The sequence below is a fragment of the Nitrobacter sp. 62-23 genome (genome assembly GCF_001897285.1).
Lineage (GTDB): Bacteria > Pseudomonadota > Alphaproteobacteria > Rhizobiales > Xanthobacteraceae > Nitrobacter.
Genome location: NZ_MKSM01000105.1, coordinates 14,208 through 40,651, shown reverse-complemented (window position 1 = coordinate 40,651; position 26,444 = coordinate 14,208). Strand labels below are relative to the sequence as shown.

General features: G+C 63.7%; 21 protein-coding genes. 8 read left to right on the top strand and 13 right to left on the bottom strand.

Features of this window, described 5'->3' with window-relative positions; all coding sequences use genetic code 11:
• Positions 1–254 precede the first annotated feature (254 nt).
• Positions 255–1,223 carry a tyrosine recombinase XerC gene (locus BGO16_RS11120; RefSeq protein ID WP_292618762.1) on the top strand — a complete coding sequence of 323 codons (969 nt, stop codon included), beginning with the start codon at positions 255–257 and terminating at the stop codon, positions 1,221–1,223.
• Between the two features lie 41 nt (positions 1,224–1,264).
• On the opposite strand, the gene lpdA is transcribed toward BGO16_RS11120, so the two are convergent.
• The 10 genes from lpdA to BGO16_RS11070 form a co-directional block, all read right to left on the bottom strand.
• Complete coding sequence (gene lpdA, locus BGO16_RS11115; RefSeq protein ID WP_292618761.1) at positions 1,265–2,668, bottom strand: dihydrolipoyl dehydrogenase; 1,404 nt, start codon at positions 2,666–2,668, stop codon at positions 1,265–1,267.
• 353 nt (positions 2,669–3,021) lie between these two features.
• Positions 3,022–3,522, bottom strand: coding sequence for a hypothetical protein (locus BGO16_RS11110; RefSeq protein WP_292618760.1), 501 nt, complete (start codon positions 3,520–3,522; stop codon positions 3,022–3,024).
• Positions 3,523–3,543: 21 nt separating this feature from the next.
• On the bottom strand, positions 3,544–4,848 hold the full coding sequence (gene odhB, locus BGO16_RS11105) for a 2-oxoglutarate dehydrogenase complex dihydrolipoyllysine-residue succinyltransferase (protein WP_292618759.1): 1,305 nt from the start codon (positions 4,846–4,848) through the stop codon (positions 3,544–3,546).
• Between the two features lie 194 nt (positions 4,849–5,042).
• On the bottom strand, positions 5,043–8,000 hold the full coding sequence (locus BGO16_RS11100; RefSeq protein WP_292618758.1) for a 2-oxoglutarate dehydrogenase E1 component: 2,958 nt from the start codon (positions 7,998–8,000) through the stop codon (positions 5,043–5,045).
• Positions 8,001–8,139: 139 nt separating this feature from the next.
• Positions 8,140–9,024 carry a succinate--CoA ligase subunit alpha gene (gene sucD, locus BGO16_RS11095; RefSeq protein ID WP_292618757.1) on the bottom strand — a complete coding sequence of 295 codons (885 nt, stop codon included), beginning with the start codon at positions 9,022–9,024 and terminating at the stop codon, positions 8,140–8,142.
• On the bottom strand, positions 9,025–10,224 hold the full coding sequence (gene sucC / locus BGO16_RS11090) for an ADP-forming succinate--CoA ligase subunit beta (protein WP_292618756.1): 1,200 nt from the start codon (positions 10,222–10,224) through the stop codon (positions 9,025–9,027). It abuts the gene before it with no gap.
• 126 nt (positions 10,225–10,350) lie between these two features.
• Positions 10,351–11,319 (bottom strand): malate dehydrogenase, encoded by a 969-nt coding sequence (gene mdh, locus BGO16_RS11085; protein WP_292618754.1) that lies wholly within the window; start codon positions 11,317–11,319, stop codon positions 10,351–10,353.
• A gap of 152 nt (positions 11,320–11,471) precedes the next feature.
• Positions 11,472–12,656 (bottom strand): cell division protein ZapE, encoded by a 1,185-nt coding sequence (zapE, locus tag BGO16_RS11080; protein WP_292618753.1) that lies wholly within the window; start codon positions 12,654–12,656, stop codon positions 11,472–11,474.
• Positions 12,657–12,728: 72 nt separating this feature from the next.
• Positions 12,729–13,265, bottom strand: a complete 537-nt coding sequence (thpR, locus tag BGO16_RS11075; RefSeq protein WP_292618752.1) for an RNA 2',3'-cyclic phosphodiesterase — start codon at positions 13,263–13,265, stop codon at positions 12,729–12,731.
• A gap of 132 nt (positions 13,266–13,397) precedes the next feature.
• Positions 13,398–14,084 (bottom strand): arylesterase, encoded by a 687-nt coding sequence (locus tag BGO16_RS11070; protein WP_292618751.1) that lies wholly within the window; start codon positions 14,082–14,084, stop codon positions 13,398–13,400.
• On the opposite strand from BGO16_RS11070, the gene BGO16_RS11065 reads away from it, so the two are divergent.
• The 6 genes from BGO16_RS11065 (at position 14,083) to BGO16_RS11040 (ending at position 21,882) form a co-directional block, all read left to right on the top strand.
• A complete protein-coding gene (locus BGO16_RS11065; protein WP_292618750.1) occupies positions 14,083–14,805 on the top strand; it encodes an ABC transporter ATP-binding protein in 723 nt (240 codons plus the stop codon). The genes BGO16_RS11070 and BGO16_RS11065 overlap by 2 nt on opposite strands.
• Positions 14,806–14,894: 89 nt before the next feature.
• The gene (locus tag BGO16_RS11060; protein ID WP_292618748.1) at positions 14,895–17,438 is read left to right on the top strand and encodes an FtsX-like permease family protein; all 2,544 of its coding nucleotides are present in this window, start codon (positions 14,895–14,897) and stop codon (positions 17,436–17,438) included.
• 309 nt (positions 17,439–17,747) lie between these two features.
• Entirely contained in the window at positions 17,748–18,563 is an 816-nt protein-coding gene (locus tag BGO16_RS11055) for a Bax inhibitor-1/YccA family protein (RefSeq protein WP_292618747.1), read from the top strand.
• Positions 18,564–18,700: 137 nt separating this feature from the next.
• Positions 18,701–19,738, top strand: coding sequence for a ligase-associated DNA damage response exonuclease (locus BGO16_RS11050; protein WP_292618764.1), 1,038 nt, complete (start codon positions 18,701–18,703; stop codon positions 19,736–19,738).
• Complete coding sequence (locus tag BGO16_RS11045) at positions 19,738–21,459, top strand: cisplatin damage response ATP-dependent DNA ligase (protein WP_292618746.1); 1,722 nt, start codon at positions 19,738–19,740, stop codon at positions 21,457–21,459. Before BGO16_RS11050 ends, BGO16_RS11045 begins: the two co-directional genes overlap by 1 nt.
• Before the next feature lie 120 nt (positions 21,460–21,579).
• Positions 21,580–21,882 (top strand): DUF6460 domain-containing protein, encoded by a 303-nt coding sequence (locus BGO16_RS11040; protein WP_292618745.1) that lies wholly within the window; start codon positions 21,580–21,582, stop codon positions 21,880–21,882.
• 76 nt (positions 21,883–21,958) lie between these two features.
• Here BGO16_RS11040 and BGO16_RS11035 read toward each other — a convergent pair whose 3' ends face one another.
• Positions 21,959–23,053 carry a quinone-dependent dihydroorotate dehydrogenase gene (locus BGO16_RS11035; protein ID WP_292618744.1) on the bottom strand — a complete coding sequence of 365 codons (1,095 nt, stop codon included), beginning with the start codon at positions 23,051–23,053 and terminating at the stop codon, positions 21,959–21,961.
• Complete coding sequence (locus tag BGO16_RS11030) at positions 23,050–23,394, bottom strand: DUF952 domain-containing protein (protein WP_292618743.1); 345 nt, start codon at positions 23,392–23,394, stop codon at positions 23,050–23,052. Before BGO16_RS11030 ends, BGO16_RS11035 begins: the two co-directional genes overlap by 4 nt.
• 230 nt (positions 23,395–23,624) lie before the next feature.
• On the opposite strand from BGO16_RS11030, the gene BGO16_RS11025 reads away from it, so the two are divergent.
• Positions 23,625–24,251, top strand: a complete 627-nt coding sequence (locus tag BGO16_RS11025; protein ID WP_292618763.1) for a helix-turn-helix transcriptional regulator — start codon at positions 23,625–23,627, stop codon at positions 24,249–24,251.
• Between the two features lie 196 nt (positions 24,252–24,447).
• Here the strand turns inward: BGO16_RS11025 and acs are convergent, their stop codons facing one another.
• Complete coding sequence (gene acs, locus BGO16_RS11020; protein ID WP_292618742.1) at positions 24,448–26,406, bottom strand: acetate--CoA ligase; 1,959 nt, start codon at positions 26,404–26,406, stop codon at positions 24,448–24,450.
• Positions 26,407–26,444 lie beyond the last annotated feature (38 nt).

Here is a 26,444-nt window from a genome sequence, read left to right as displayed (position 1 = left end):
GCTATGACAAGCGGGCCGATATCTTCCTCTCTACAATCCTCTTGGCCGCTACCCTGACTTGGTGGATCAATTGAGTCTCGACCCTAGAGGCCTCGGCTTCTGATGGAATCGAAAGCGGGGATCCATGATTTTGATTTGACGCGTTTTCTTCAGGCGAACCGGGTTCCCCTTCGCTCGAAAACGCTATGGGTTAGCAAACGATAAACCAAAGCGGCGCGATATAATCGCCGGAATCATCGTGACGGGTAGGAATCATGCCCAAGCCCGCTCCGGAACCGCTACCCGATCTTGCCTGCGCGGCCCCCGATGTGGGGCAGCAAATCGCGCGGTGGCTGGCGCATCTGGGGACCGAGCGAAGGCTCTCCCCCAAGACCTGCGAGGCCTATGCGCGGGATGTCCGGCAATGCCTGGCGTTTCTCGGCGAGCACTGGGGTGAGTTGGTGACGTTGAAGCGCTTTGCCGCGCTTGAGGCGAGGGATGTCCGCGCCTTCATGGCCGCGCGCCGCGCCGATGATATCGGTGGCCGGTCGCTGATGCGCGCGCTGGCGGGATTGCGATCGTTCGCGCGCTTTCTGGAGCGGGAAGGGCTCGGCAAGGCCGGCGCGCTCGGCGCGGTCCGCGCGCCGAAGGTTGGGAAAAGCCTGCCGAAACCGATTCAAGTGAGCGCGGCGAAGCGTTTTGCCGATGCGTCCGAGCGTGCCGGCGAGGACCGCGAACCCTGGATCTGGGCGCGCGATGCCGCCGTCATGGCATTGTTATATGGATCGGGCCTGCGCATTTCCGAGGCGCTCGGCTTGAAGCGCCGCGATGTGCCGCAGCCCGGCGCGGGCGACGTGCTGGTCGTCACCGGCAAGGGCAACAAGACGCGGATGGTGCCGGTGCTGCAGAACGTGCTGGCGCTGATCCAGGACTATGTCGCGATGTGTCCGCATTCGCTGCCGCCGGAAGGGCCGATCTTCGTCGGCGCGCGGGGCGGTCCGCTCAGGGCGCGTATCATCCAGCTCGTCATGGCGCGGATGCGCGGCGCGCTCGGCCTGCCCGACAGCGTGACGCCGCATGCGCTGCGTCATTCATTCGCGACGCATCTTTTGAGCCGCGGCGGCGATCTGCGCGCGATCCAGGAACTGCTGGGTCACGCATCGCTTTCGACCACGCAAATCTACACCGGCATCGACAGCGAGCGGCTGTTGGAGGTCTACAAGACGGCGCACCCTCGCGCCTGAGGAGCAAGGCGGACGCCGCATATCTTGCGTCACGCATTGCATTACATATGGATCGCGCGTTTGCCAACGGCGAGGGCAGCTTCCTTGACAGCTTCCGATCGCGTCGGATGAGCATGGCAGGTGCGGGCGAGATCTTCCGCCGAGCCGCCAAATTCCATCAATACGCAGGCTTCGTGGATCATTTCGCCGGCCTCGCGGCCGATGATGTGAACGCCGAGCACGCGGTCGGTTTTCGCATCGGCGAGAATCTTCACAAATCCGTCCGTGGTCTGGTTGACCTTGGAGCGGCCGTTGGCGGTGAACGGAAACTTGCCGACGGTATAGGCTGTGCCGGCCTGTTTCAGTTCTTCCTCGGTCTTGCCGACCGATGAGACCTCGGGCGTGGTGTAGACCACGCCGGGGATGACGTCGTAGTTCACGTGCCCGGCCTGCCCGGCGAGAATTTCGGCGCAGGCGACGCCTTCGTCCTCGGCCTTGTGCGCCAGCATCGGTCCTTTCACGACGTCACCGATGGCGTAAATTCCTTTCACGCTGGTCGCGAAATGCGCGTCGATTTCCACGCGCCCGCGTTCGTCCAGCGCGACGCCCGCTTCCTTCAGGCCGAGGCCGTCGGTGTAGGGCGTGCGGCCGATGCAGACGAGCACGACGTCGGCCTCGATCGTCTCAGTCGCCCCGCCGGCGGCGGGTTCGACATGCGCCGCCAGCGTCTTGCCTGACGAGTCGATGCCGGTGACCTTGGCGCCGAGCTTGAACGCAAAGCCCTGCTTTTCGAGAATGCGCTGGAATTGCCTGGCGATCTCGCCGTCCATGCCGGGCAGGATACGGTCGAGAAATTCCACCACCGTCACCTGCGCGCCGAGGCGGCGCCACACCGACCCGAGTTCGAGGCCGATTACGCCGGCGCCGATGACCAGAAGTTTTTCCGGCACTTTCTCTAGAGACAATGCGCCGGTGGACGACACGATGCGTTTCTCGTCGATCTCGATGCCCTTGAGCTTCGCGACGCCGGAGCCGGTGGCGATGACGATATTTTTCGTTTCGACACTCTGTTTTTTGCCGTCGGCTCCGGTCACGTCGACCTTGCCGGCGGCGAGAATCCTGCCGGTGCCGTGGATGACGTCAATCTTGTTCTTCTTCATCAGGTATTCGACGCCCTTGACGTTGCCGTCGATGCCCTGCTGTTTGAAATTCATCATCGTCGGCAAATCGAGTTTCGGATCGGAGACCGTCACCCCCATCTTTGCAAACGAATGCCCGGCTTCCTCGAAGGTTTCGGAGGCGTACAGCAGCGCCTTCGACGGCATGCAGCCGACATTGAGGCAGGTGCCGCCGAGCGTTGGATTTTTCTCGACCACGGCGACCTTCATGCCGAGTTGCGCCGCGCGAATGGCGCAGACGTAACCTCCGGGGCCGGTGCCGATAACGATGAGGTCGTAAGTCGCCATGATCGCAAATCCTGTCGTTTAGTCCTTATGATGCGCCTGGTGGAGTGGATCTGACATTCGTTGCCCACCTGCTGCGGGCTGGCAAATGCGAATGCCAAATCCAAAACTCCACTAGAAACTTACATTGCCAGTGGTCCCCTGATTCTAACATTCGCACAAGCGCGCCTGCTGAAACGGGATGCGAATGTTAGAATCGGACCACTGGCACCCGCAGGAGATGTTCGTCTTCATGCCAGCGACACGAGGGGCTTCGCCCGATAACGGCCAGGGCGACGGCGTTGACGGTTTGTCCGCGGCGTCGCCGAACTATGGTGGATACCAAGCTCGAAGCTGCTCGGGTTCAATTGTGCTCCTTAACTCGTTGGGTCCGGTATGGTGAGCAATTTTGCGCGCTGGTCGAAGAGCAATCCGCCGACGAGCCGGTTGAGTTCGTCGGGATCGGCTCCGTCGGTGATCAGCTTTCGCCTCAAAGCGTGGGCCTTGTCGAGGTTGCCGAGCTTTTTCTCGATCGCCGGTTGATGCTTGTCTTCAGCTTTCGCGTTTTCCTGATCGGCCCTCGCCCGTCGCCTCTGGTTGTCGTGGTGGAACAACGTTCGCGACAAGACCCAGTCTGCTGATTTTTTCGAAATGTTCTCGAAAGATCCCAGGGCGTTGAAGGGGTTCTCACAGTCGATACTTTTAATTTCTCCGCTGTATTCGGAGACATAAATATGTGCGGCGGATTCGCCGTGCTCAAAGCTCAGACAGGCCAGGTAAACCAGTTCCAAAATGACCGCATTCAACTCCAGATCGATTGAGGTCAAATGACCGAACTCGGTGGCTTTGGTATCGGACTTCAGCAGGATTTGCGTCATGTGATTCCCCCCTTGCTTGAACTACAAATCCAGCACCAGCCGGGCCGGGTCTTCGAGCGATTCCTTGACGCGCACGAGGAAGGTGACGGCCTCCTTGCCGTCGATGACGCGGTGATCGTAGGAGAGCGCGAGATACATCATCGGGCGGATTTCCACCTTGCCGCCGATCGCCATCGGCCGTTCCTGTATCTTGTGCATGCCCAAAATACCGGCCTGCGGCGCGTTCAGGATCGGCGTCGACATCAGCGAGCCGTAGATGCCGCCATTGGTGATGGTGAAGGTGCCCCCCTGCATCTCCTCGATCTTGAGCTGGCCGTCGCGGGCGCGGCGGCCGTAATCGGCGATGCCCTTCTCGATCTCGGCGATCGTCTTGCGGTCGCAGTCGCGCACCACAGGCACGACGAGGCCCTTGTCGGTGCCGACCGCGACGCCGATGTGATAGTAGTTCTTGTAGATCAGGTCGGTGCCGTCGATTTCAGCGTTGACTGCGGGAATGTCCTTCAGCGCCTGAACGCAGGCCTTGGTGAAGAAGCCCATGAAGCCGAGCTTCGCGCCGTGCTTTTTCTCGAACACCTCTTTGTACTGCGCACGCAGCGCCATGACATGGGTCATGTCGACCTCGTTGAAGGTCGTCAGCATCGCGGCGGTGTTCTGCACCTCCTTGAGGCGGCGCGCGATGGTCTGGCGCAGCCGCGTCATCTTCACGCGCTCCTCGCGCGCGGCGTCGTCGGGCGGCGAGGGGGCGCGAAGCTGAACCGCGGCGGCCGGCTGGTTGACCGGTGTCGGCGCCGCCGCCGCTTTCTCGATTGCGGCCAGCATGTCGCCCTTGGTAACGCGGCCATCCTTGCCCGAACCCGGCACGGTGGAAGCATCGACGCCGCTCTCGGCGGAGAGCTTGCGGACCGAAGGCGCGAGCGGCGCGTCGGAGGACGCTGAGGTTTCCGGCGCTGAGGTTTCCGGCTTGGGCCGCGGCTCTTCCGGGCCGGCATTGATCGGTTTCGTGGTGTCGGACTTGAGGTCGGGACGTCCGGTTGCGCTTTCGGGCGCGACGCCCGCCGAAGCCTTGGCGGCCGCGGGTTTTGCCGGCGCGGCGCCTTCGGAAATCTGCCCGAGCAGCGCGCCGACGGCGACGGTCTCGCCATCCTTGGCGACGATCTCGCCAAGCGTGCCGGCGGAGGGCGCCGGCACTTCGATGGTCACCTTGTCGGTTTCGAGTTCGACCAGCGGTTCGTCGACGGAGACAGTGTCGCCGGTCTTCTTGAACCATTTGCCGATGGTGGCCTCGGTCACCGATTCGCCGAGCGTCGGAACGCGTATCTCAGTCATGTGAGCAGCCCTTCCTAAATCCTCTGCCGGTCATGGCCGGCCATATCCGTTCGAAGCACGGCGCCGCTTCGCTCGCTTGTTTCCGCTATCCACGTCTTGAACGCGATGTAGAGACGTGGATCTCCGCGCGTCGCAGACCGGTTGACGCAATCTGTGCAAGCTTGATGGCGCACCGGGCATGGCAACGCAATTAATTATCCAAGTGCTTCTTCGAGAAGCGCCTTGAGTTGTGCGAGGTGCTTCGACATCAATCCGGTCGCGGTGGCCGCGGACGCGGCGCGGCCGGCATAACGCGGGCGCTTGTTGGGAGTGTCGATCTGGTTGAGAATCCATTCGAGATAGGGTTCGATGAAGTGCCACGCGCCCATGTTGCGCGGCTCTTCCTGGCACCAGACGACCTCCGCATTCTTGAAGCGGCCGAGCACCTGCACCAGCGCCTTCAGCGGCACCGGATACAACTGTTCGATCCGCAACAGGTAGACGTCGTCGATGTTGCGCTTCTCGCGTTCCTCGTAGAGGTCATAGTAGACCTTGCCGGAGCAGAGCACCACGCGGCGGATATTCTGGTCTTCCAGCAGTCTGATTTTTTGCTCCGGAAGCATAGCCGCGTCGTCGTACAAAATGCGGTGGAAAGCGGTATCGGCGCCGAGTTCGTCGAGACGCGATACCGCTCGCTTGTGGCGCAGCAGCGACTTCGGCGTCATCATGATCAGCGGCTTGCGGATCTGGCGCTTCAACTGCCGGCGCAGCGCATGGAAATGGTTGGCCGGCGTGGTGAGGTTGACCACCTGCATGTTGTCTTCCGCGCACATCTGCAGGAAGCGTTCCAGCCGCGCCGAGGAATGCTCCGGTCCCTGGCCTTCATAGCCGTGAGGCAGCATGCAGACGAGGCCCGACATGCGCAGCCACTTGCGTTCTCCAGCGGAGATGAACTGGTCGAACACCACCTGCGCGCCGTTGGCGAAGTCGCCGAACTGCGCCTCCCACATTGTGAGCGCATTGGGCTCGGCGAGCGAATAGCCGTATTCGAAGCCGAGCACCGCTTCTTCCGACAGCAGCGAGTTGATGACTTCGTAGCGGCCCTGGTCCTTGCCGAGGTGGTTGAACGGCGTGTAGCGGCTCTCGTCCTGCTGGTCGAACAATACCGAATGCCGTTGCGAGAAGGTGCCGCGCTCGCTGTCCTGGCCGGACAGGCGGACGTTGTGACCCTCCAGCATCAGCGAACAAAAAGCCAGCGCCTCGGCCGTCGCCCAGTCGAGACCGCCGCCGCCCTCGATCGCCCTGGCGCGGTTTTCGAGAAAGCGTCGCACCGTGCGATGCACGCGGAAACCGTCCGGCACGCGGGTAATGCTGCGGCCGATCTCCTTCAGTGTCGCGACGTCGACGCCGGTGACGCCGCGACGCGGCTCCTCGTCCTGGTCGGCGAGCTTGAAACCCGCCCACTTGCCGTCGAGCCAGTCGGCCTTGTTCGGCTTGTAGCCGGCGCCGCCCTCGAATTCGGCGTCGAGCCGCGCGCGCCAGTCGGCTTTCAGCTTCTCGACCTCGCCCTCGGTGATGATGCCGTCAGCGGTCAACCGCTTCGCGTACAGTTCCAGCGTGGAGGGATGCGCGGCGATCTTGTGGTACATCGTCGGGTTGGTGAACGAGGGCTCGTCGCCTTCGTTGTGGCCGTGACGGCGATAGCAGAACATGTCGATCACGACCGGCTTGTGGAATTTCTGCCGGAATTCGGTCGCGACCTTGGCGGCGAACACCACCGCTTCCGGATCGTCGCCGTTGACGTGGAAGATCGGCGCATCGATCATCTTGGCGACGTCGGACGGATAGGGCGAGGAGCGCGAGTAGCGCGGATAGGTGGTGAAGCCGATCTGGTTGTTGACGATGAAGTGGATCGAGCCGCCGGTGCGGTAGCCCTTGAGGTCCGACAGCGCAAAGCATTCCGCCACCACGCCCTGGCCCGCGAAGGCGGCGTCGCCGTGCATCAGGAGCGGCAGCACCGAGTTGCGCTGGTCGGGCGGATCGCCGTGCTGATCCTGCTTGGCGCGCACCTTGCCGAGCACCACCGGATCGACGATTTCCAGGTGCGAGGGATTGGCGGTCAGCGACAGGTGGATGCGGTTGTTGTCGAACTCGCGGTCGCTTGAGGCGCCGAGGTGATACTTGACGTCGCCCGAGCCTTCCACGGCGTCGGGATTGACCGAACCGCCCTTGAATTCGTGGAACAGCGCGCGGTGCGGCTTGCCCATCACCTGCGTCAGCACGTTCAGCCGTCCGCGGTGCGGCATGCCGATCACGATTTCCTTGACGCCGAGATTGCCGCCTCGCTTGATGATCTGCTCCAGCGCCGGAATCAGCGATTCGGCGCCGTCCAGACCGAAACGCTTGGTGCCGGTGAACTTGACGTCGCAGAACTTCTCGAAGCCTTCCGCCTCGACGAGCTTCTTGAGAATGGCGCGACGGCCTTCCGGCGTGAAGCTGATCTCCTTGTCCGGCCCCTCGATGCGCTCCTGGATCCAGCCCTTCTGCGCGCCGTTCGTGATGTGCATGAACTCGACGCCGAGCGTCTGGCAGTAGGTTCGCTCGCAGATCGCTACGATCTCGCGCAGCGTGCCGTATTCGAGGCCGAGCACATGGTCGAGGAAGATCTTGCGATCCATGTCGGCGTCGGTGAAGCCGTAGACGCGCGGATCGAGTTCCTCGTGATCGCGCGCAGGTTCGAGACCGAGCGGATCGAGCCGGGCATGGAAGTGGCCGCGCATGCGATAGGCCCGGATCAGCATCAGCGCGCGCACCGAATCGCGGGTGGCCTGGTGGACCTCGACGCCGGCGAGCACCGAATCTTTCGCCTGTGTCCTGGCCTGTATTTTAGCGCCGACCGCCTGTTCGACCTGCGCCCAGTTGCCGTCGAGCGCGGAGGTGAGGTCGTCCCGTGGCGTCGAAGGCCAATTCGCCTTCTCCCAGGATGGGCCTTCCGCGTTCTTCGCAACGTCCTCGGGAGCGTCCTTCAGGCTGCCGAAGAATTCCCGCCACTCGGCGTCGACCGAGCCGGGATCCTTCTCGTAGCGGGCGTAAAGTCCGTCGATGTAGGAGGCGTTCGCGCCCTGCAGGAACGAGGAAAGGGCAAATGCTGCATTCGCGTTCTGGCGAGACATATCGTATCCTGACGATTTCCAGTCTTGCGCATAGCAAACGGCGCGTTCGCCGATTCCGCGGCGGAATCAGCGCGAATTCGAACTTTTTACTTACCTTATTTGGGGTGGAACTTCGCGCCGAAAAGAACCAAGGTTTGAATCAGGACTTCAATTTTTCGACAAGTGTCTTTCCGAGTCGCGCCGGAGATGGCGAGACAATGATGCCGGCGGCTTCCATGGCGGCGGTCTTGGACGCGGCGTCACCCTTGCCGCCGGAGATGATGGCCCCGGCATGGCCCATGCGGCGGCCGGGCGGCGCGGTGACGCCGGCGATGAAGCCGACCACAGGCTTCTTGCGGCCGCGTTTGGCCTCGTCGATCAGGAACTGGGCGGCGTCTTCCTCGGCCGAGCCGCCGATCTCGCCGATCATCACGATCGACGTGGTCTTGGGATCGGCGAGAAACATTTCCAGCACGTCGATGAATTCGGTGCCCTTGACCGGGTCGCCGCCGATGCCGACCGCGGTTGTTTGCCCCAGACCTTCCTGGCTGGTCTGAAATACCGCCTCGTAGGTCAGCGTGCCCGAGCGGGAGACGATGCCGACATGGCCCGGCTTGAAGATGTTGGCCGGCATGATGCCGATCTTGCATTCGCCGGCGGTGACGACGCCCGGACAATTCGGTCCGATCAGCCGCGACTTCGATCCCGACAGCGACCGCTTGACCCGCACCATGTCGAGCACCGGAATGCCCTCGGTGATGCAGACGATCAGCGGGGTCTCGGCGTCGATCGCCTCGCAGATCGCATCCGCCGCACCCTGCGGCGGAACGTAGATCACGCTGGCGTCGGCACCGGTCGCCGCGCGCGCTTCGCGGACGGTGTCGAATACCGGCAGGCCGAGATGCTTGCTGCCGCCTTTGCCCGGCGAGGTGCCGCCGACCATTTTGGTGCCGTAGGCGATCGCGGCCTCGGAGTGAAAGGTGCCGTTCTTGCCGGTGAAGCCCTGGCAGATGACCTTTGTGGTCCTGTCGATCAGAACGGACATTTACCCGACCCCTTTCACGGCCTTGACGATCTTCTGCGCGGCGTCGTCGAGATCGTCGGCGGGCAGCACGTTGAGGCCGGACTCGCGGATGATCTTTTTGCCGGCGTCGACATTGGTGCCTTCGAGGCGAACCACCAGCGGCACATTGAGGCCGACCTGCTTCACCGCGGCGACGACGCCATCGGCAATGACGTCGCATTTCATGATGCCGCCGAAGATATTGACCAGGATGCCCTTCACGTTCGGATCTGCGGTGATGATCTTGAAGGCGGCCGCGACCTTGTCCTTGGTGGCGCCGCCGCCGACGTCGAGGAAGTTCGCAGGCGCCATGCCGTAGAGCTTGATGATGTCCATGGTCGCCATCGCGAGGCCGGCGCCGTTGACCATGCAGCCGATCTGTCCGTCGAGCGCGACATAGCTCAGGTCGAAGCGAGACGCCTCGATTTCCTTGGGGTCTTCCTCGGTCTCGTCGCGCAGCGCCAGCACGTCGGAATGGCGGAACAGCGCATTGCTATCGAATGATACCTTGGCGTCGAGCACGCGCAGTTCACCTTGCCTGGTGACGACCAGCGGGTTGATCTCCAGAAGCGCCATGTCCTTGGCGATGAAGGCGGTGTAAATCTGCGTCACCAGCCTGTCCGCCTGCTTGGCGAGGTCGCCGGTGAGACCCAGCGCCTTGGCGACGGTGCGGCCGTGATGGGCCATGACGCCGGTGGCGGGATCGACCGAAAAGGTCACGATCTTCTCAGGCGTTTTATGGGCGACGTCCTCGATGTTGACGCCGCCCTCGGTGGAAACGACGAACGCGACCCGCGAGGTCTCGCGGTCGACTAGCGCCGAGAGATAGAACTCCTTGTCGATATCGGAGCCTTCCTCGATGTAGAGGCGGTTGACCCGCTTGCCGGCGGGGCCGGTCTGCACCGTGACCAGCGTCGCCCCGAGCATCTGGCTGGCGTATTCGCTGACCTCGGCGACCGACCTGGCGAGACGGACGCCACCCTTGTCTCCGGCGGAGGCTTCCTTGAACTTGCCCTTGCCGCGGCCGCCCGCATGGATCTGGCTTTTCACCACCCACACCGGACCGCCCAGCGTGGTCGCCGCCGCCTCGGCTTCCGACGCCTTCAGCACCGGCACCCCGCGCGAGACTGGCACGCCGAATTCGCGCAGCAACGCTTTGGCCTGGTACTCGTGGATGTTCATCGCGATGGTCTCCGACGCGTGGCAGTGACAATTGGCAACGAAAATTTTCGACCTTACCTGTCTCCGTCTGTCGCAGACCGGTGATAGACCGGCCGAGCGGCAGGCGGATAGTCGCCTCGCGGCCGATCAGCGGCCCAGCAGATCGGGCGCGATCTTCTTGCAGGCATCGATGAGCCCCTGAACCGCGTCGACCGATTTGTCGAAGGCCTCGCGATCCTTGCCCCCAAGTTCGATCTCGACGACGCGCTCGACGCCTTTGGCGCCGATCACCACGGGGACGCCGACATACATGTCCTTCACGCCGTATTCGCCGTTGAGATGGGCGGCGCATGGCAGCACGCGCTTCTTGTCGCGCAGGTAGCTTTCCGCCATCGCGATCGCCGACGTCGCGGGCGCGTAGAAAGCCGAACCGGTCTTCAGCAGGTTGACGATCTCCGCGCCGCCGTTGCGGGTGCGCTCGACGATTTCGTCGATGCGCGCCTGCGAGGTCCAGCCCATCTTGACGAGGTCCGGCAACGGAATGCCGGCCACGGTCGAGTACTTCACCAGCGGCACCATGCTGTCGCCGTGGCCGCCGAGCACGAAGGCCGTGACGTCTTCCACCGACACGTCGAATTCGTCGGCGAGGAAATAACGGAAGCGCGACGAGTCCAGAACGCCCGCCATGCCGACCACCTTCTTCGCCGGCAGGCCGGAGGCTTTCTGGAGCGCCCAGACCATGGCGTCGAGCGGATTGGTGATGCAGATGACGAAGGCGTCGGGCGCATATTTCCTGATGCCGGCCCCGACCTGCTCCATCACCTTGAGATTGATGCCGAGCAGATCGTCGCGGCTCATGCCCGGCTTGCGCGGAATGCCGGCAGTGACGATGCAGACGTCAGCGCCCTCAAGCGCTTCGTAGGAATTGGCGCCGGTCAGCCTGGCATCGAACCCCTCCATCGGAGACGACTGCGCGATATCGAGAGATTTTCCTTGCGGAATGCCTTCGGCGATATCGAACATCACGACGTCACCGAGTTCTTTCAGTCCGATGAGATGAGCGAGCGTTCCTCCGATCTGACCGGAGCCGATCAGGGCGATCTTGTCGCGCGCCATGGGAATTTATCCTTTGATGGCAAAGAGGCGGGATGAGGAAAATGTTGACATCAGCGTGGTTAGACCTTTCGTCCCGGCCATTCAAGTCGTGCAGCGTGCATTCCTGTTCGCCCAAGGTTCGATCCCGATGACCGGCAATGGCGGCATCAATGTCATGTCTCCACCAGTCCGGTGCTGGAGCCGCCGGCGGCGGAATCGCTGCGGCCGTGGGCCTGGGCCAGGTAGGAGTCCGAGCCCATCTCGATCAGGCGCGAGGAGGTGCGCTTGAATTCGTTCGCCTCGAAGCCTTCAGTGGCGCGATAGAGCGACAGTGGATCGGTGTCGCTCGAGGCCATCAGTTTCACGCCGTTGTCATACAGCGTGTCGATCAGCGCGATGAACCGCTTGGCGGCGTTGCGGTCGGCGTCGTTCATGACCGGGATGCGATCGATGATGAGGGTATGATAGTCCCGCGCGAGCCTCAGATAGTCGGAGGCGCCAAGCGGCTGCTCACACAGATCGGCGAAGGAAAACCGGGCCACGCCGTGGGACGAGCATGGCACGCGCAAGGCATGGCCCTTGATCGCGATGTCGCGGGGCCTGCACGGCGCGCCGCCGGTCATCAGCGCCCACCCCTTGTCGAGCGCCGCTTCGGCCTTGGCGTCGGCGGGCGTCAGCCACATCGTGACGCCTGCCAGCTTTTCCATGCGGAAATCGGTGCGTGCATCGAGGCGCAGCACCTCCATGCGTTCCTCGATCTGTTCGATAAACGGCAGGAACAGCACGCGGTTGAGGCCGCCCTCATAGAGATTCTCGGGCGGGACGTTGGATGTCGCCACCACCACCGTGCCGAGTTCGAACAGGCGCGCGAACAGGCGGCCGAGGATCATGGCATCGGCGATATCGGTGACGTGGAATTCGTCGAAGCACAAAAGCCACGCTTCCTCGAAGATCGCGGCCGCGGTGAGTTGAATGACGTCGGCGTCGGCTGTTTCGCCGCGTGCGATGCTCTGGCGAAAGGCGAAGATGCGCTCGTGAACGTTGGCCATGAACTCATGAAAATGGACGCGGCGCTTGTGCGTGACCGCGCTGTCATGGAAGAACAGGTCCATCAGCATGGATTTACCGCGCCCGACGTCGCCGTAGATATAAAGTCCCTTCGGAGGAGGCGCGTGGTCAGGATGGAACAGCTTGTCGAGAAAGCCGCCTTTGCCGGCCGGCTTGTAGGCCATGAGCCGCTCGTCCAGCGCGGCGAGAGCGTCCGCCACCCGCGCCTGCGCGGGGTCGGCCTCGAGCGCGCCCGACGCGACGAGATCCTGATAGTGATCACGGAACAGCGTGGGCGAGGCTGAAAGCATCAGACAGCTTACGACTCCATATCAGCCGAAATGCAAGTCGTGAATTGGTTGAAGGACTTGCAGGTCGAACGGTTACGGGCTGAGCGCGTAGGAATCCTCCACCACATAAGGTCCGCCGCCGACCGAGGCGCGCGAGGAGAACAGCACGAAACGCTCGGCGGTGAAGACTTTGGACGGAAAATAGCCCCGCACCGACAGATAGTTCGCGACGTCATGGTTGGATGCGTCGCGCAGCCGAGCCAGCGTCACGTGAGGCGTGAACTTGCGGCTCTCGGGATCGAGCCCGCAGCGCTGGATCAGCCGTTCGAGTTCGGCCTGCAACTCGACCAGCGGCCCGCTCGGCTCCACCGAAGCGACGACGGCGCGCGGTTTCTTGCCGCCGAAACTGGACAGCCCGCGCAGCGTCACCTCGAATGGTTTGCGGTTGACCCGCAGCAGCACCGACGCGATCTCGTTGGCGGATGCGCCGTCGATATCGCCGATGAAGCGCAGCGTGAGATGGTAATTTTCGGGATCGATCCAGCGGGCGCCGGGCAGACCGCCGCGCAGATCGGACAGTATGCGGCAGACGTCGGGCGGTATCTCCAGCCCGGTGAACAAACGCGGCATCGCAACACCCTCGATGCTGAGACCCGGTTCCGAAACTCGCGCGGCGAAAAGCGAAGTTCGAAACCAATTCGGCGGCGAATCGACGATATCCGCTTTTATCGTAGTTCTATGATGGTGCGAAGCACGTGGTTCTCACTCTTTCTGCCCAGCTATGCCGCGGACAAAGGACTCAACCGTCGGCATGATATTCGTCACGATCACTCCAATGCCCGCCGCGGTCGGATGAATGCCGTCGGCCTGATTGAGCTTGGTGTTGGCCGCGACGCCATCGAGGAAAAACGGATAAAGCGGCACGTCGTATGCCTTGGCGAGATCGGGAAAGATCGCATTGAATTGCGCGGCATATTCGGCGCCGTAATTCGGCGGCGCGACCATACCGCACAACAAAACCGCGATACCGCGCGCCTTCAGCCGCTTCAGGATGTTGTCCAGCGCGGTACGCGTCACCTTGGGATCGAGGCCGCGGAGCGCATCGTTTGCACCCAGTTCGAGAATCACGCCCCGGGTGCCGGCCGGCACCGACCAGTCGAGCCGGTCGAGACCGCCGGAGGCGGTGTCGCCGGAAACGCCGGCATTGTTGATCGCCACGTTCAGCCCTTTGTTTTGCAATGCCTTTTCCAATTGGGCGGGAAATGCGGCGGCGGCTGGAAGTCCGAGGCCGGCGCTCAAGGAGTCGCCGAGCACGACGAGCTTGATCGGACCGGCGGAGGGGGCCTGCGCGAATGCGGATGCCGTCAACACCACGCTCAACGCCAGCCACATAAACATGCGCTTCAACCACTCGACTGCCGGAAAGGAAGCCCCATATGACTTTCGCATGGACAATCTCATCGAACGCTCGTCGCCGGCCGGTTATTCCGAAGTCCCGGATGCCATCGCCATCGCCAATGTCAACCTCACGCTCGGCAGCGGCGCGGCGCGGGTCCACATCCTCAAGGACATCAATCTCCGTGTCGGCCGCGCCGAAGCGGTCGGTCTGATCGGCCCGTCGGGATCGGGCAAATCGACGCTGCTCATGGTGATGGCCGGGCTTGAACGTCCTGACAGCGGAGAGGTGGTGGTCGATGGCACTCGATTCAATGCTCTCGACGAAGATGCCCTCGCTCGATTTCGCGGCCGCCACGTCGGCATCGTGTTCCAGTCGTTTCATTTGATCCCGACCATGACGGCGCTCGAGAACGTCGCGGTGCCGCTCGAACTTGCGGGTGCCCCCGACGCATCGGCGCGCGCGGCGCGAGAACTGGAGGCGGTAGGTCTCGGCGAGCGGCTGCATCATTATCCGGCGCAGTTGTCCGGCGGCGAGCAGCAGCGCGTGGCGCTGGCGCGGGCGTTCGCGCCCGATCCGGCGATACTCGTCGCCGACGAGCCGACCGGCAATCTGGACGAGGCGACCGGCCAGCAGATCGTCGATCTGCTCTTCGCCAAACATGCCGAGCGCGGCATGACGCTGGTGCTGGTCACCCATGACACCGCGCTCGCGCGGCGTTGCGATCGCGTGGTGCGGCTGCGCTCGGGCCGCATCGACCGAGCCGCGCAATGACCCGTCATCCGTTGTTCCGAACCGCAAACCGTCCGTCACTCCGGGCTCGCGAACTCCGGTCGCACCCTCGAATGACGAAGTGGATGTAGATGGCCCGCGTCCCGTTTCTACCCCTCCGGCTGGCGTTGCGCGAATTGCGTAGCGGCTTGCGCGGTTTTTACGTCTTCATCGCCTGCATCGCGCTCGGCGTCATGGCGATTGCCGGCGTTGGCTCGGTGGCATCAAGCCTGTCGGATGGGCTGGCGCGCGAGGGTCGCGCGCTGCTTGGTGGCGACGTCGCGTTTTCGCTGATCCAGCGCGAGGCGAAGCCGGAAGAGATCGCATTCCTGCGCGCCCGAGGAGAGGTCTCGACGGCGGCGATGCTGCGCGCGATGGCGCGGGCGCCCGACGGGCAATTGGCGCTGGTCGAGTTCAAGGCGGTCGATCGGGCCTATCCCATGCTCGGTGCGCTGAGGTTGGCGCCGAAACTCCCGATGGCCGATCTGCTCGCCGAGCGTGACGGCGTGTTCGGAGCGGCCGCCGATCCTGCCCTGCTGGCGCGGCTTGATCTCAAGGTCGGCGATCGCGTCACGGTCGGTAGCGCCACCTTCGAAATCCGCAGCGTTGTGGATGCCGAACCCGACAAGCTGGCAGGCGGTATCGGACTCGGGCCGCGCTTTCTCACCAGCATCGATGGCCTGCGCGCTACCGCCTTGCTGCAGCCCGGCAGTCTGGTGCGCTGGACTTACCGGGTCCGGCTTGCCGGCGATGGTGCGGACGACGGCGCGGCGTCGGCGCTGGCCGACGATGCGCGGGCGGCGCTTCCGGAGGCAGGCTGGGACATCCGCAGCCGCAACAACGCGTCGCCGCAACTTGAGCGGACCATCTCGCGTTTTACGCAGTATCTGACCCTGGTCGGGCTCGCCGCCCTGCTGGTGGGGGGCGTCGGCGTCGGAAATGCCGTCAAGAGCCACGTCGACCGCCGCCGCGACGTCATCGCGGCTTTCAAGGCGCTGGGCGCGACAGGACGCGATGTGTTCGCGATCTATCTGACGCAGGTCATGGTGCTGGCGGTTCTCGGATCGCTCGCCGGTCTGGCGGTCGGCGCGGCGCTGCCTTTCGTCATCGTCGGCGCTTTCGGTCATCTTCTGCCGTTGCCGGTGATCCCGGCGCTGCACCCCGGTGATCTGGCGTTATCGGCCGTATATGGCCTGTTGACCGCGCTCGCATTCGGCATGTGGCCGCTGGCGCGGGTTCATGACATTCCGGTCGCGGCGCTGTTTCGTGACACCGTTGCAAACGAGGCGCGCCGGCCGCCAACCCGCTACCTGGCCTGGGTGGCGCTTCTGATCGCGCTGCTGGTCGGGATCGCCATCGGCCTTGCCTATGACAAGCGCGTGGCTCTGGTGTTCGTGGCCGGGTCGGCGATGGTGTTCGTGGTGTTGCGCGGCATCGCTTCCGCCCTGATGGGACTGGCGCGCAGGCTGCCGCGGTCGCGGATGACCATGGTGCGGCTTGCGGTTGCCAACATCCATCGTCCGGGAACGCTGACGCCCTCGGTCGTGCTTTCGCTCGGCCTCGGCCTTGCCGTGCTGGTCACGATCACCCAGATCGACGGCAATTTGCGCCGCCAGTTCCTGGCCGCTTTGCCGGAGCGCGCGCCGTCGTTCTATTTCATCGACATCCCCTCGTCGGTGTCGGACCGGTTCACGGCGTTTCTCAAGCAGCAGGCTCCACAAGCAACGGTGGAAGACGTCCCGATGTTGCGCGGCCGCATCGTCGCGGCGCGCGGCGTCAGCGCCGACAGGCTGAAACCTTCTCACGAAGCCGAATGGGTGCTGCAAAGCGATCGCGGCCTGACCTACACCGGCGAGGTGCCGAAGGGGTCGAAGGTGGTGGAAGGCCAATGGTGGGGACCGGATTATGACGGTCCGCCGCTGGTGTCGTTCGAGAAGAAACTGGCCGACGGACTCGGGCTCAAGCTCGGCGACACGGTCGTCGTCAATGTCCTTGGCCGCGACGTCACCGCCACCATCAGCAACATGCGCAACGTCGACTGGCAGAGCCTCGGCATAAACTTCGTATTGGTGTTCTCGCCCAACGCTTTTCGCGGCGCGCCGCACACCCATATCGCGACCCTGACCGAGACGCATGACAGCATCGCTGAAGATACCGCCATCATCGAGGCCGTGGCCGGCGCGTTCCCGATGGTGACGAGCGTGCGGGTTCGCGACGCTCTGGAGACCATCGGAACCGTGGTCACCAATCTGGTGCTGGCGATCCGCGGCGCCAGCACCGTCACCCTAATTTCGGCGATCCTGGTCCTCGGCGGCGCGCTGGCGGCCGGCCACCGCCATCGCGTCTACGACGCGGTGATCCTCAAAACCCTCGGCGCCACCCGGTTGCGGCTGCTGGGTGCCTACACCCTGGAATATCTGATGATCGGCACGGCCACCGCGGTGTTCGGCGTGGCCGCCGGTTCGGTCGCCGCGTGGCTGATCGTGACCCGGCTCATGACGCTCGGCTTCGAGTGGCAGGCAGGCAGCGCGGCCTTGGTGGTGGTCGTGGCGCTGTTCGTCACCGTGGTGCTGGGGCTGGCCGGCACGCTGACGGCGCTGAACCAGAAGCCGGCCCGGGCGCTCCGCCATTTATGACAATATGTAGCAGACATGGCGGCGATCGGATCCACGATGCCGCGACCAGGCGGGGGTGATTGATCCCCTTGCGGATTTGACGCTTTTGGCGCATCGGTCGTCCGCGGCCGGGGCCAATGCCCGTCCGGAGGGCGACATTCAGCCGCGCGTGGAAGCTTGCGCCCGTTGTGCTAGTTTCCCACATACAGCTTGGGTCGGACATTGGCCTGATGACGAAAAGTTAAACATTCGCAGACCGACGTATCCGAGACAGAATTCGAACTGGCGCGTAAATCATAAGTGGCGTCAGACAACCGTGGGAATTCGACCATGTCGGACTTAGACCGTAACTACACCTCTCCGTTTGGCCGGGCCGCCGGACGGGTTGATACCGCGGCCGTCGATGCCGGTCTGCGGGCCTATATGCTCAAGATCTACAACTACATGTCGATCGGCCTCGCCATCACCGGCCTGGCCGCGCTCGGCGTTTACATGCTGGCCGTGACGGGCGACGCTTCTCTTGCCGCTAAATCGACGACGGGAGCTGCATTCGCGCTGAAGGCTGGGCAATACCTGACGCCGTTCGGCGTTGCATTGTTCGTCAGCCCCTTGAAGTGGGTATTCATGCTCGCGCCCTTGGCGATGGTGTTCGCCATCTCCTTCGGCATCAACCGCCTGAAGCCCGCGACCGCACAGATGCTGTTCTGGGCGTTCTCGGCGCTGATGGGCGTGTCGCTGTCGTCGATCTTCCTGGTGTACACCCACACCTCGATCGTGCGGGTGTTCTTCATCACCGCGGCCTCGTTCGGCGCGCTGAGCCTGTTCGGCTACACCACCAAGCGTAACATGACCGGCCTTGGCTCATTCCTGTTCATGGGCCTGATCGGCGTGATCATCGCGAGCTTGGTGAACCTCTTCATCGCGAGCTCGGCATTGCAGTTCGTGGTGTCGGTGGCCGGCGTGCTAGTGTTTGCGGGCCTCACCGCCTGGGACACCCAGCGGCTGAAGAACGACTACATCTACGGCTACGCCTCGCAGGGCGGCGAGATCGCGGAACGCGCGGCGATTACAGGTGCGCTGTCGCTCTACCTGAACTTCATCAACCTGTTCACGCTGCTGTTGCAGTTGCTGGGACAGCGGGAATAGGCGCGATCCTGAAAACGGTCGTCCTGTTTGGGATCTGATACGTGAAGCCCCGGCCAAGGCCGGGGCTTTTTCGTTGCGCCGGACATCTTCGAAGCGTCCGGACTCCAACGCCTCCGGCGGCTGCCTATATGCCCGCTATGCGTCCGCAAGACATCCTGATGCCCGTCGCCGCCGGATTGTGTTGCAAGCCCGGCGGCTTCCATATCGATCCGGTGCGTCCCGTGGACCGTGCGGTCATCACCCATGGCCATTCCGATCACGCCCGCCCCGGTCACGGCGCGGTGCTGGCGACGCAGGACACGCTCGACATCATGCGGCTGCGCTACGGTGATGGTTTCGCCGGCTCCACGCAGGCGATAGCTTACGGCGAAGAGATCGCGCTCGGCGGGGTCTCGATCAAATTCCATCCCGCGGGCCACGTGCTGGGCTCGGCGCAGATCGCGGTCACCCATGGCGGGCTCCGGATCGTCGCCTCGGGCGACTACAAGGATGTCCGCGATCCGACATGCACCCCGTTCGAGGTGGTGCCGTGCGATGTCTTCATCACGGAGGCGACGTTCGGCCTGCCGGTGTTTCGTCATGGCGATGCGGCGTGCGAAGTGGACAAATTGCTGGCTTCGGCGGCGCTGTTTCCGGATCGCGCGCATCTCGTCGGCGCCTATTCGCTCGGCAAGGCGCAGCGCGTGATCGCGCTGATTCGCGAAGCCGGCTACGGCGCGCCGATCTATCTGCATGGCGCGATGGACAAGGTCACGCAGTACTATCAAAGCCGCGGTGTCGCGCTTGGCGAATTGCGGCCGGCCACGGGAATGAAGAAGGCCGACCTTGCCGGCACCATCACGCTGGCGCCGCCCTCGGCGATCGCGGATCTCTGGACGCGGCGCTTTCCCGATCCGGTGACGGCGTTTGCGTCGGGCTGGATGCGGGTTCGCGCGCGGGCGCGGCAGCGCGGCGTCGAACTGCCGCTGGTTATTTCCGATCATGCCGATTGGGACGGCCTGACCCGCACCATCGCAGCGACAGGAGCAGGCGAGATCTGGGTGACGCACGGCCAGGAAGATGCGCTGGTGCATTGGTGCACGTCGCAAGGGCTCGTCGCGCGTCCGCTCGCACTGGTCGGTTACGGCGATGAGGACAGCGGGGAGGATGCGACCTCAAGCGAAGAGGATGGTTGATGAACCGCTTCGCCGAATTGCTGGACCGCCTCGCCTATGAACCCGGGCGCAACAACAAGCTGCGGCTGATCACGGCGTATTTTCGCGAGACGCCGGATCCGGATCGTGGCTACGCGCTGGCGGCGCTGACCGGCGCATTATCGTTCAAGCACGCCAAACCCGCGTTGATCCGCGAATTGATCGCCGCTCGGACCGATCCGGTGCTGTTCGCGCTGTCCTATGACTACGTCGGCGATCTCTCCGAAACGGTGGCGCTGATGTGGCCCTCGGCGCTGAGGCGCGAGCACGACAGCAAATCACCGCCGCCCACGCTTACTGATGTCGTCACGACGCTGCGCACGCTCGGCAAGTCCGAACTGCCGGCGCAGCTCGCCCGCTGGCTCGACGAGTTGGACGAAATCGGGCGCTGGGCACTCTTGAAACTCGTCACCGGGGCGATGCGGATTGGCGTGTCCGCGCGGCTCGCCAAGACCGCCGCTGCGGCGCTCGGCGATAAGGACACGCACGATGTCGAACTGATCTGGCCAGGTCTCGCGCCGCCATATCTCGATCTGTTCGCATGGCTGGAGGGCCGCGCCGACAAGCCGGTCAATCGGCTTCCCGCGCCGTTCCGGCCGGTGATGCTGGCGCACGCGATCGAGGACGCCGATTTTGCACGGCTGGATGCCGCTGATTTTACTGCCGAGTGGAAATGGGATGGCATCCGCGTGCAGGCGGTCGGCGGTCGCGACGAGCACGGCAGTGCCGCGATCCGGCTCTATTCGCGGACCGGCGAGGACATCACGGGCGGCTTTCCGGATTTGCTCCCTTCGCTGAGGTTGCAGGAATCTTCAGAAGGGACACTTGATGATTACCGAAAACCGCTTCGCACTTTTCGGCATCAAGCGTTCGCCATCGACGGCGAGTTGCTGGTGGTGCGCGAGGGACGGGTGCAATCGTTCAACGTCCTGCAGCAGCGGCTGAACCGCAAGACCGTGACCCCTAGGCTGATGAAGGAATTCCCCATCCACTTGCGCGCTTACGATCTGCTCGGCGATGGCGACAACGACCTGCGCGAGTTGCCGTTCGACGAGCGCCGGCGGCGGCTGGTTGATTTCATCGCAGCGCTTGACGATCCGCGTATCGACCTGTCGCCGCAGGTGCCCTTCGCCACATGGGGCGAACTCGCGGCAGTCCGCGCCGATCCGGCCGCGGCGGGAGCGGATGCCGCCGCGGTCGAGGGCATCATGCTGAAGCGCCGCGACGCGCCGTACCTGCCGGGACGTCCCAAGGGCCTGTGGTGGAAATGGAAACGCGATCCGCATGTCATCGACGCCGTGCTGATGTATGCGCAGCGCGGCCACGGCAAGCGCTCGTCCTATTACTCGGACTACACCTTCGGAGTCTGGACCGAGACCGATGGAAACGAGCAACTGGTGCCGGTCGGCAAGGCCTATTTCGGCTTTACCGACGAGGAACTGTTGCGGATCGACCGTTTCGTCCGCCGCAACACCACCGAGAGCTTCGGTCCGGTGCGCCATGTCGTGCATGAGCCCGATCGGGGGCTGGTGCTGGAAGTCGCCTTCGAGGGATTGCAACGTTCGGCCCGGCACAGGTCCGGCGTGGCGATGCGTTTTCCCCGCATCAACCGCCTGCGCTGGGACAAGCCGCCGCGCGAGGCCGACCGGCTGGAGACGCTGGAGCGGATGCTCGCCTCCGCTGCAGCGGTTCGATCCGCATGAACGCGATCTGATCGCGCTGCTGGACCATTGACGGCGGAACGGCGGTTCCCCATCTGCATCACGCGGTTTTTTGGGCTATGCTGCGACGCGCGGGGCCTCGAATCCCGCAGGAGGGTCACGATGCAGAACGACACCCGGAAATTTCCGGCCGAGAACGACAGCCTGTCGCGTTTCCTGGGGGGCTCGCCGCTGGCGGTCGCGTTTCGCCTGATCCTGCTGTCGACGCTGGTTGGCGTAATGCTCGCTGCGATCGGCTTCGATCCCTGGAATATCGTGCAAAGCATCCGCCTGCTGGTCGAACGCGTCTGGAATCTCGGCTTCGATGCGATCAACGGACTGTGGCGCTACTTTCTGCTCGGCGCCGTCGTGGTGATCCCGATCTGGCTGTTGTCGCGCCTGTTCGGGACGCCGCGCGGGCGTTAGACATGACCCGAAAAAGCCTGCCATCCGGGGTGAGCCGGTTTTCGGATAGATCATGCTTGATCAAAAAAAGATGAGGCTAAGCCGGCCAGTCTTCCGCCGTGATTGCCGCGGCATCCGCGCCGACGATTTCCGACAGCGAGTCGCGCCCCGTGCGCAGCAGCGTCGACATCAGATCGCGCTTGATGTCGTCGACCAGTCCCAGTCCCTTGTAGACCAGCGCCGAATAAAGCTGGATCAGGCTCGCGCCGGCGCGAATCTTGGTCAGCGCCGCGCCTCCGGAATCGATGCCGCCGACCCCGACCAGCGGAAACGCCCCCTCGGCTCGCACATAGGTCTCCGCCACCATCCGGGTCGACAGCCGGAACAGTGGCCGCCCGGACAGCCCGCCCTGTTCTTTCGCGCGCGATTGATCGCGCAAGCTCGATGGCCGCGCCAGCGTGGTGTTGCCGACGATCATGCCGTCGATACGGCGCGAGCGCGCGATCTGGACGACGTCGTCGAGTTCTGCCAGCGTCAGGTCGGGTGCGATCTTGAGCAGCACCGGCGTGTCGCCGGCATTCTGACGGACCCGCTCGCGGGCATCGATCACCTTCGCCAGCAGTTCGTTGAGCGCATCCGCCTGCTGCAGGTTGCGCAGGCCCGGCGTATTGGGCGACGATACGTTGACGGTGAAGTAGCTTGCCACCGGTGCGAAGATTTCGATCAGCCTGACGTAATCGGCGACGCGATTGGCTGAATCCTTGTTGGCGCCGATGTTGACGCCGATGATGCCGCCGGAATGCGCGCGCGCCGCCAGCCGCCGCAGCACGACATGGGCGCCGTCATTGTTGAATCCCATGCGGTTGATCACGCCCTCGTCGCGTTCGAGCCGGAACACGCGCGGACGCGGATTGCCGGGTTGCGGCCGCGGCGTCACGGAGCCGACCTCGACAAAGCCGAATCCCAGTTTCAGCAGCGCGTCCGGAACTTCGGCGCTCTTGTCAAAGCCGGCGGCCATGCCGATCGGGTTGGGAAAATTCAATCCGAAGGCGCGAACCGCGAGCTTGGGATCGTCGGCGCGCTGACGTATCGGTGGCAGCAGCCGCAATCCCTGCATCGCCATGCGATGGGCGTCCTCCGGATCGAACCAGCGCAGGAGCGGCAGCGAGAAATTGTCGAAGGCGCGAATCACGGCGCAAGCTCCGGAATGTCGTGAGATCCGTCCGCTCGTGCGCGCATGTCCTGCACCGCCGTGACGTGGCTGAGATCGAGTTCGCCGTAAAGATGCGGAAACAATTCGCCCCCGCGCGAGACTTCCCAGCGCAGCGCATCGCCCAGCCCATCGGCATCGATCGCGATCAGAAGCAGCCCGGTCTGACCAGCGAAGTGCTTGCGAGCCGTGCCCTCGACCTGGGCGGCGGTGGAAAAATGAATGAAGCCGTCGCGCAAGTCATCGGCGCTGCCGCGAAAGACGCCGTGCCGTTCGGCCTCCCGCCAGGCCGAAGCAGGGCAGATTTTGTAGATCGTTCGCACGCGTGTCCCGAGCCCGCATTGCGCTCTACGATACTGAAAAGCGCATGATCATGTTTCCGCTCGCTTAAATTGCAGCGGATCAACGTGACCGTATCGGTGGCCCGCTTTCACTTCAAGAGCCGCATTTTACCCGCGGCGCATTGCGGATTGGCGTCAAATGAGGTAATAATTCCTAGATCGTGACAGAATTCATCGCTCCGGGAAGCGAGATCAGGACCCGCCATATGACCATGCTGACACATGCCCAGATCTGGTCGGCGTTGGATCGTCTCGCCGAGCGCGCCGGCCTGTCGCCATCGGGTCTTGCGAGAAGAGCCGGACTCGACCCGACCACCTTCAACAAATCGAAACGCGTCACCAGCGACGGCCGCGAGCGGTGGCCGTCGACCGAATCGGTCGCCAAGGCGCTCGCGGCCACCGATACCGCGATCGACACCTTCGTGCAGTTCATCGAGGACACGGCGCGCGCCGCGCAGGCGGTGCCGCTGCTCGGCTTCGCCGAAGCCGGTGTGGGCGGCTATTTCGACGATGGCGGCTTTCCTGTCGGCAAGGGCTGGGACGAGGTGGGGCTTCCTTCCGTCAACGACGAGCACGCCTATGCGCTGGAGATATCCGGCGACTCGATGAAGCCTGCCTACCGCGACGGCGATGTCATCGTGGTTTCGCCGGGCACGCCGATCCGGCGCGGTGACCGCGTGGTGGTAAAGACCAGGGACGGCGAGGTGATGGTGAAGGAACTCAAGCGCCGGACCGCGAAGACGATTGAACTGCAATCGCTCAATCCGAGCCACGTCAACCGCACGCTGTCGGCTTCCGAGGTGGAGTGGATCGCGCGGATCGTGTGGGCGAGCCAGTGATCGGGAGAGAGATGATGTTGGTCAAAGCAGCCTGACCCGACCACCTTCACCTCTCCCCGCCGGGAGAGGTCGGCACGTAGTGCCGGGGAATTCAGCATCGAGACGTCGGATCCTCTCACCCCCACCCTCTCCCAATGGGAGAGGGTGTCTCTGTGGCCAGCGATGCGTTTCCGTCTAAATGTAAATTGCTCTGAACCTACGCCGCGGCGCCGTCCTTCTTGTTCTGGCGGTTCTTGACGAGATCTGTGACGACGCCGGGATCGGCCAGCGTCGTGGTGTCGCCGAGGCTTGACGGCTCGTCCTCGGCGATCTTGCGCAGGATGCGGCGCATGATCTTGCCGGAACGGGTTTTGGGCAGGCCCGGCGCGAACTGGATCAGGTCGGGCGAAGCGATCGGGCCGATGTCCTTGCGCACCCAGGCGACCAGTTCCTTGCGCAGCGTCTCGCTTGGCTCCACGCCCGCCATCAGCGTGACATAGGCATAGATGCCCTGACCCTTGATGTTGTGGGGATAGCCGACCACGGCGGCTTCCGAGACGCTTTCATGCGCCACCAGTGAGCTTTCGACCTCCGCCGTGCCCATGCGGTGGCCGGAGACGTTGATGACGTCATCGACGCGGCCGGTGATCCAGTAGTAGCCGTCGGCGTCGCGGCGGCAGCCGTCGCCGGAGAAGTACTTGCCCCTATAGGAGGAGAAGTAGGTCTGCTCGAAGCGGGCGTGATCGCCATAGACCGTGCGGATCTGGGCCGGCCACGATCGCGCGATGCACAGGTTGCCGCTGCATTCGCCTTCCAGCACCTTGCCCTCGGCATCGACGATCTCGGGCACGATTCCGAAGAACGGCTTGGTTGCGGAGCCGGGTTTCTGCGCGATCGCGCCGGGCAGCGCCGATATCATGATGCCGCCGGTCTCGGTCTGCCACCAGGTGTCGACGATCGGGCAGCGGCTGTCGCCGACCACGCGATGGTACCATTCCCAGGCTTCCGGATTGATCGGCTCTCCAACCGAGCCGAGCAGGCGCAGGCTCGCGCGCGAGGTTTTCTTCACCGGTTCGTCGCCCGCCTGCATCAATGCGCGGATCGCGGTCGGCGCGGTGTAGAAGATGTTGACCTTGTGCTTGTCAATCACGCTCCAGAACCGCGAATTGTCCGGATAGTTCGGCACGCCCTCGAACATCATCGTGGTCGCGCCGTTGCACAACGGCCCGTAGAGTATGTAGCTGTGGCCGGTGACCCAGCCGACGTCGGCGGTGCACCAGTAGATGTCGCCGTCGTGATAGTCGAACACGTACTGGTGGGTCATCGCCACGAAGACCAGATAGCCGGCGGTGGTGTGCAGCACGCCCTTGGGCTGTCCCGTCGAGCCCGACGTGTAGAGAATGAACAGCGGGTCTTCCGCGTTCATCGGCTCGCACGGGCATTCGCTTTCGACAACGGCTGCGGCCTCATGATACCAGACGTCGCGCGTTGGATCCATGTTGACCTGGCCGCCGGTGCGCTTGACGACGATCACCCAATCGACCTCGCCGTTGACCTTCTCGATCGCGGCGTCGACGTTGGCCTTCATCGCGATGGTGCGGCCGCCGCGCAGGCCCTCATCGGACGTGATGATGACGCGGGACTTGCAATCGCGGAGGCGGCCGGCGATGGAATCCGGTGAGAAGCCGCCGAACACCACCGAGTGGATCGCGCCGATCCGCGCGCAGGCGAGGATCGCATACGCCGCTTCCGGGATCATCGGCAGGTAGATGGTGACGCGGTCGCCTTTCTTGACATTGCGTAGTCTGAGGATGTTGGCCATCTTGCAGACTTCGTCATGGAGTTCGCGATAGGTGATGTGCCTCGACTGCGAGGGATCGTCGCCTTCCCAGATGATCGCGGTCTGGTCGCCGCGTTTCTCCAGATGCCGGTCGATGCAATTGTAGGCGGCGTTGAGCACGCCGTCCTCGAACCATTTGATCGAGACCTTGCCGAGTTCGAACGAGGTGTTCTCGACCTTGGTGAACGGCTTGATCCAGTCGACCCGCTTGGCTGCCTCGGACCAGAACCCGTCTGGATCCTTGATCGAGCGCTCATACATCTCGCGATATTTGGCGTCGTCGATCCAGGCCCGCTTGGCCCAATCCGCGCTTACGTCATAGATCTTGTCGGACATCGTCTTTGCTCCACCGCGGGACCCGCGCCCAAAAAACA

Excerpts from the sequence above, each read along its gene's own strand:
- BGO16_RS11120 (WP_292618762.1), top strand. The coding sequence starts at position 255 with ATGCCCAAGCCCGCTCCGGAACCGCTACCCGATCTTGCCTGCGCGGCC.
- lpdA (WP_292618761.1), bottom strand. The coding sequence starts at position 2,668 with ATGGCGACTTACGACCTCATCGTTATCGGCACCGGCCCCGGAGGTTAC.
- BGO16_RS11110 (WP_292618760.1), bottom strand. The coding sequence starts at position 3,522 with ATGACGCAAATCCTGCTGAAGTCCGATACCAAAGCCACCGAGTTCGGT.
- odhB (WP_292618759.1), bottom strand. The coding sequence starts at position 4,848 with ATGACTGAGATACGCGTTCCGACGCTCGGCGAATCGGTGACCGAGGCC.
- BGO16_RS11100 (WP_292618758.1), bottom strand. The coding sequence starts at position 8,000 with ATGTCTCGCCAGAACGCGAATGCAGCATTTGCCCTTTCCTCGTTCCTG.
- sucD (WP_292618757.1), bottom strand. The coding sequence starts at position 9,024 with ATGTCCGTTCTGATCGACAGGACCACAAAGGTCATCTGCCAGGGCTTC.
- sucC (WP_292618756.1), bottom strand. The coding sequence starts at position 10,224 with ATGAACATCCACGAGTACCAGGCCAAAGCGTTGCTGCGCGAATTCGGC.
- mdh (WP_292618754.1), bottom strand. The coding sequence starts at position 11,319 with ATGGCGCGCGACAAGATCGCCCTGATCGGCTCCGGTCAGATCGGAGGA.
- zapE (WP_292618753.1), bottom strand. The coding sequence starts at position 12,656 with ATGCTTTCAGCCTCGCCCACGCTGTTCCGTGATCACTATCAGGATCTC.
- thpR (WP_292618752.1), bottom strand. The coding sequence starts at position 13,265 with ATGCCGCGTTTGTTCACCGGGCTGGAGATACCGCCCGACGTCTGCCGC.
- BGO16_RS11065 (WP_292618750.1), top strand. The coding sequence starts at position 14,083 with ATGGACAATCTCATCGAACGCTCGTCGCCGGCCGGTTATTCCGAAGTC.
- BGO16_RS11070 (WP_292618751.1), bottom strand. The coding sequence starts at position 14,084 with ATGCGAAAGTCATATGGGGCTTCCTTTCCGGCAGTCGAGTGGTTGAAG.
- BGO16_RS11060 (WP_292618748.1), top strand. The coding sequence starts at position 14,895 with ATGGCCCGCGTCCCGTTTCTACCCCTCCGGCTGGCGTTGCGCGAATTG.
- BGO16_RS11055 (WP_292618747.1), top strand. The coding sequence starts at position 17,748 with ATGTCGGACTTAGACCGTAACTACACCTCTCCGTTTGGCCGGGCCGCC.
- BGO16_RS11050 (WP_292618764.1), top strand. The coding sequence starts at position 18,701 with ATGCGTCCGCAAGACATCCTGATGCCCGTCGCCGCCGGATTGTGTTGC.
- BGO16_RS11045 (WP_292618746.1), top strand. The coding sequence starts at position 19,738 with ATGAACCGCTTCGCCGAATTGCTGGACCGCCTCGCCTATGAACCCGGG.
- BGO16_RS11040 (WP_292618745.1), top strand. The coding sequence starts at position 21,580 with ATGCAGAACGACACCCGGAAATTTCCGGCCGAGAACGACAGCCTGTCG.
- BGO16_RS11025 (WP_292618763.1), top strand. The coding sequence starts at position 23,625 with ATGCTGACACATGCCCAGATCTGGTCGGCGTTGGATCGTCTCGCCGAG.
- acs (WP_292618742.1), bottom strand. The coding sequence starts at position 26,406 with ATGTCCGACAAGATCTATGACGTAAGCGCGGATTGGGCCAAGCGGGCC.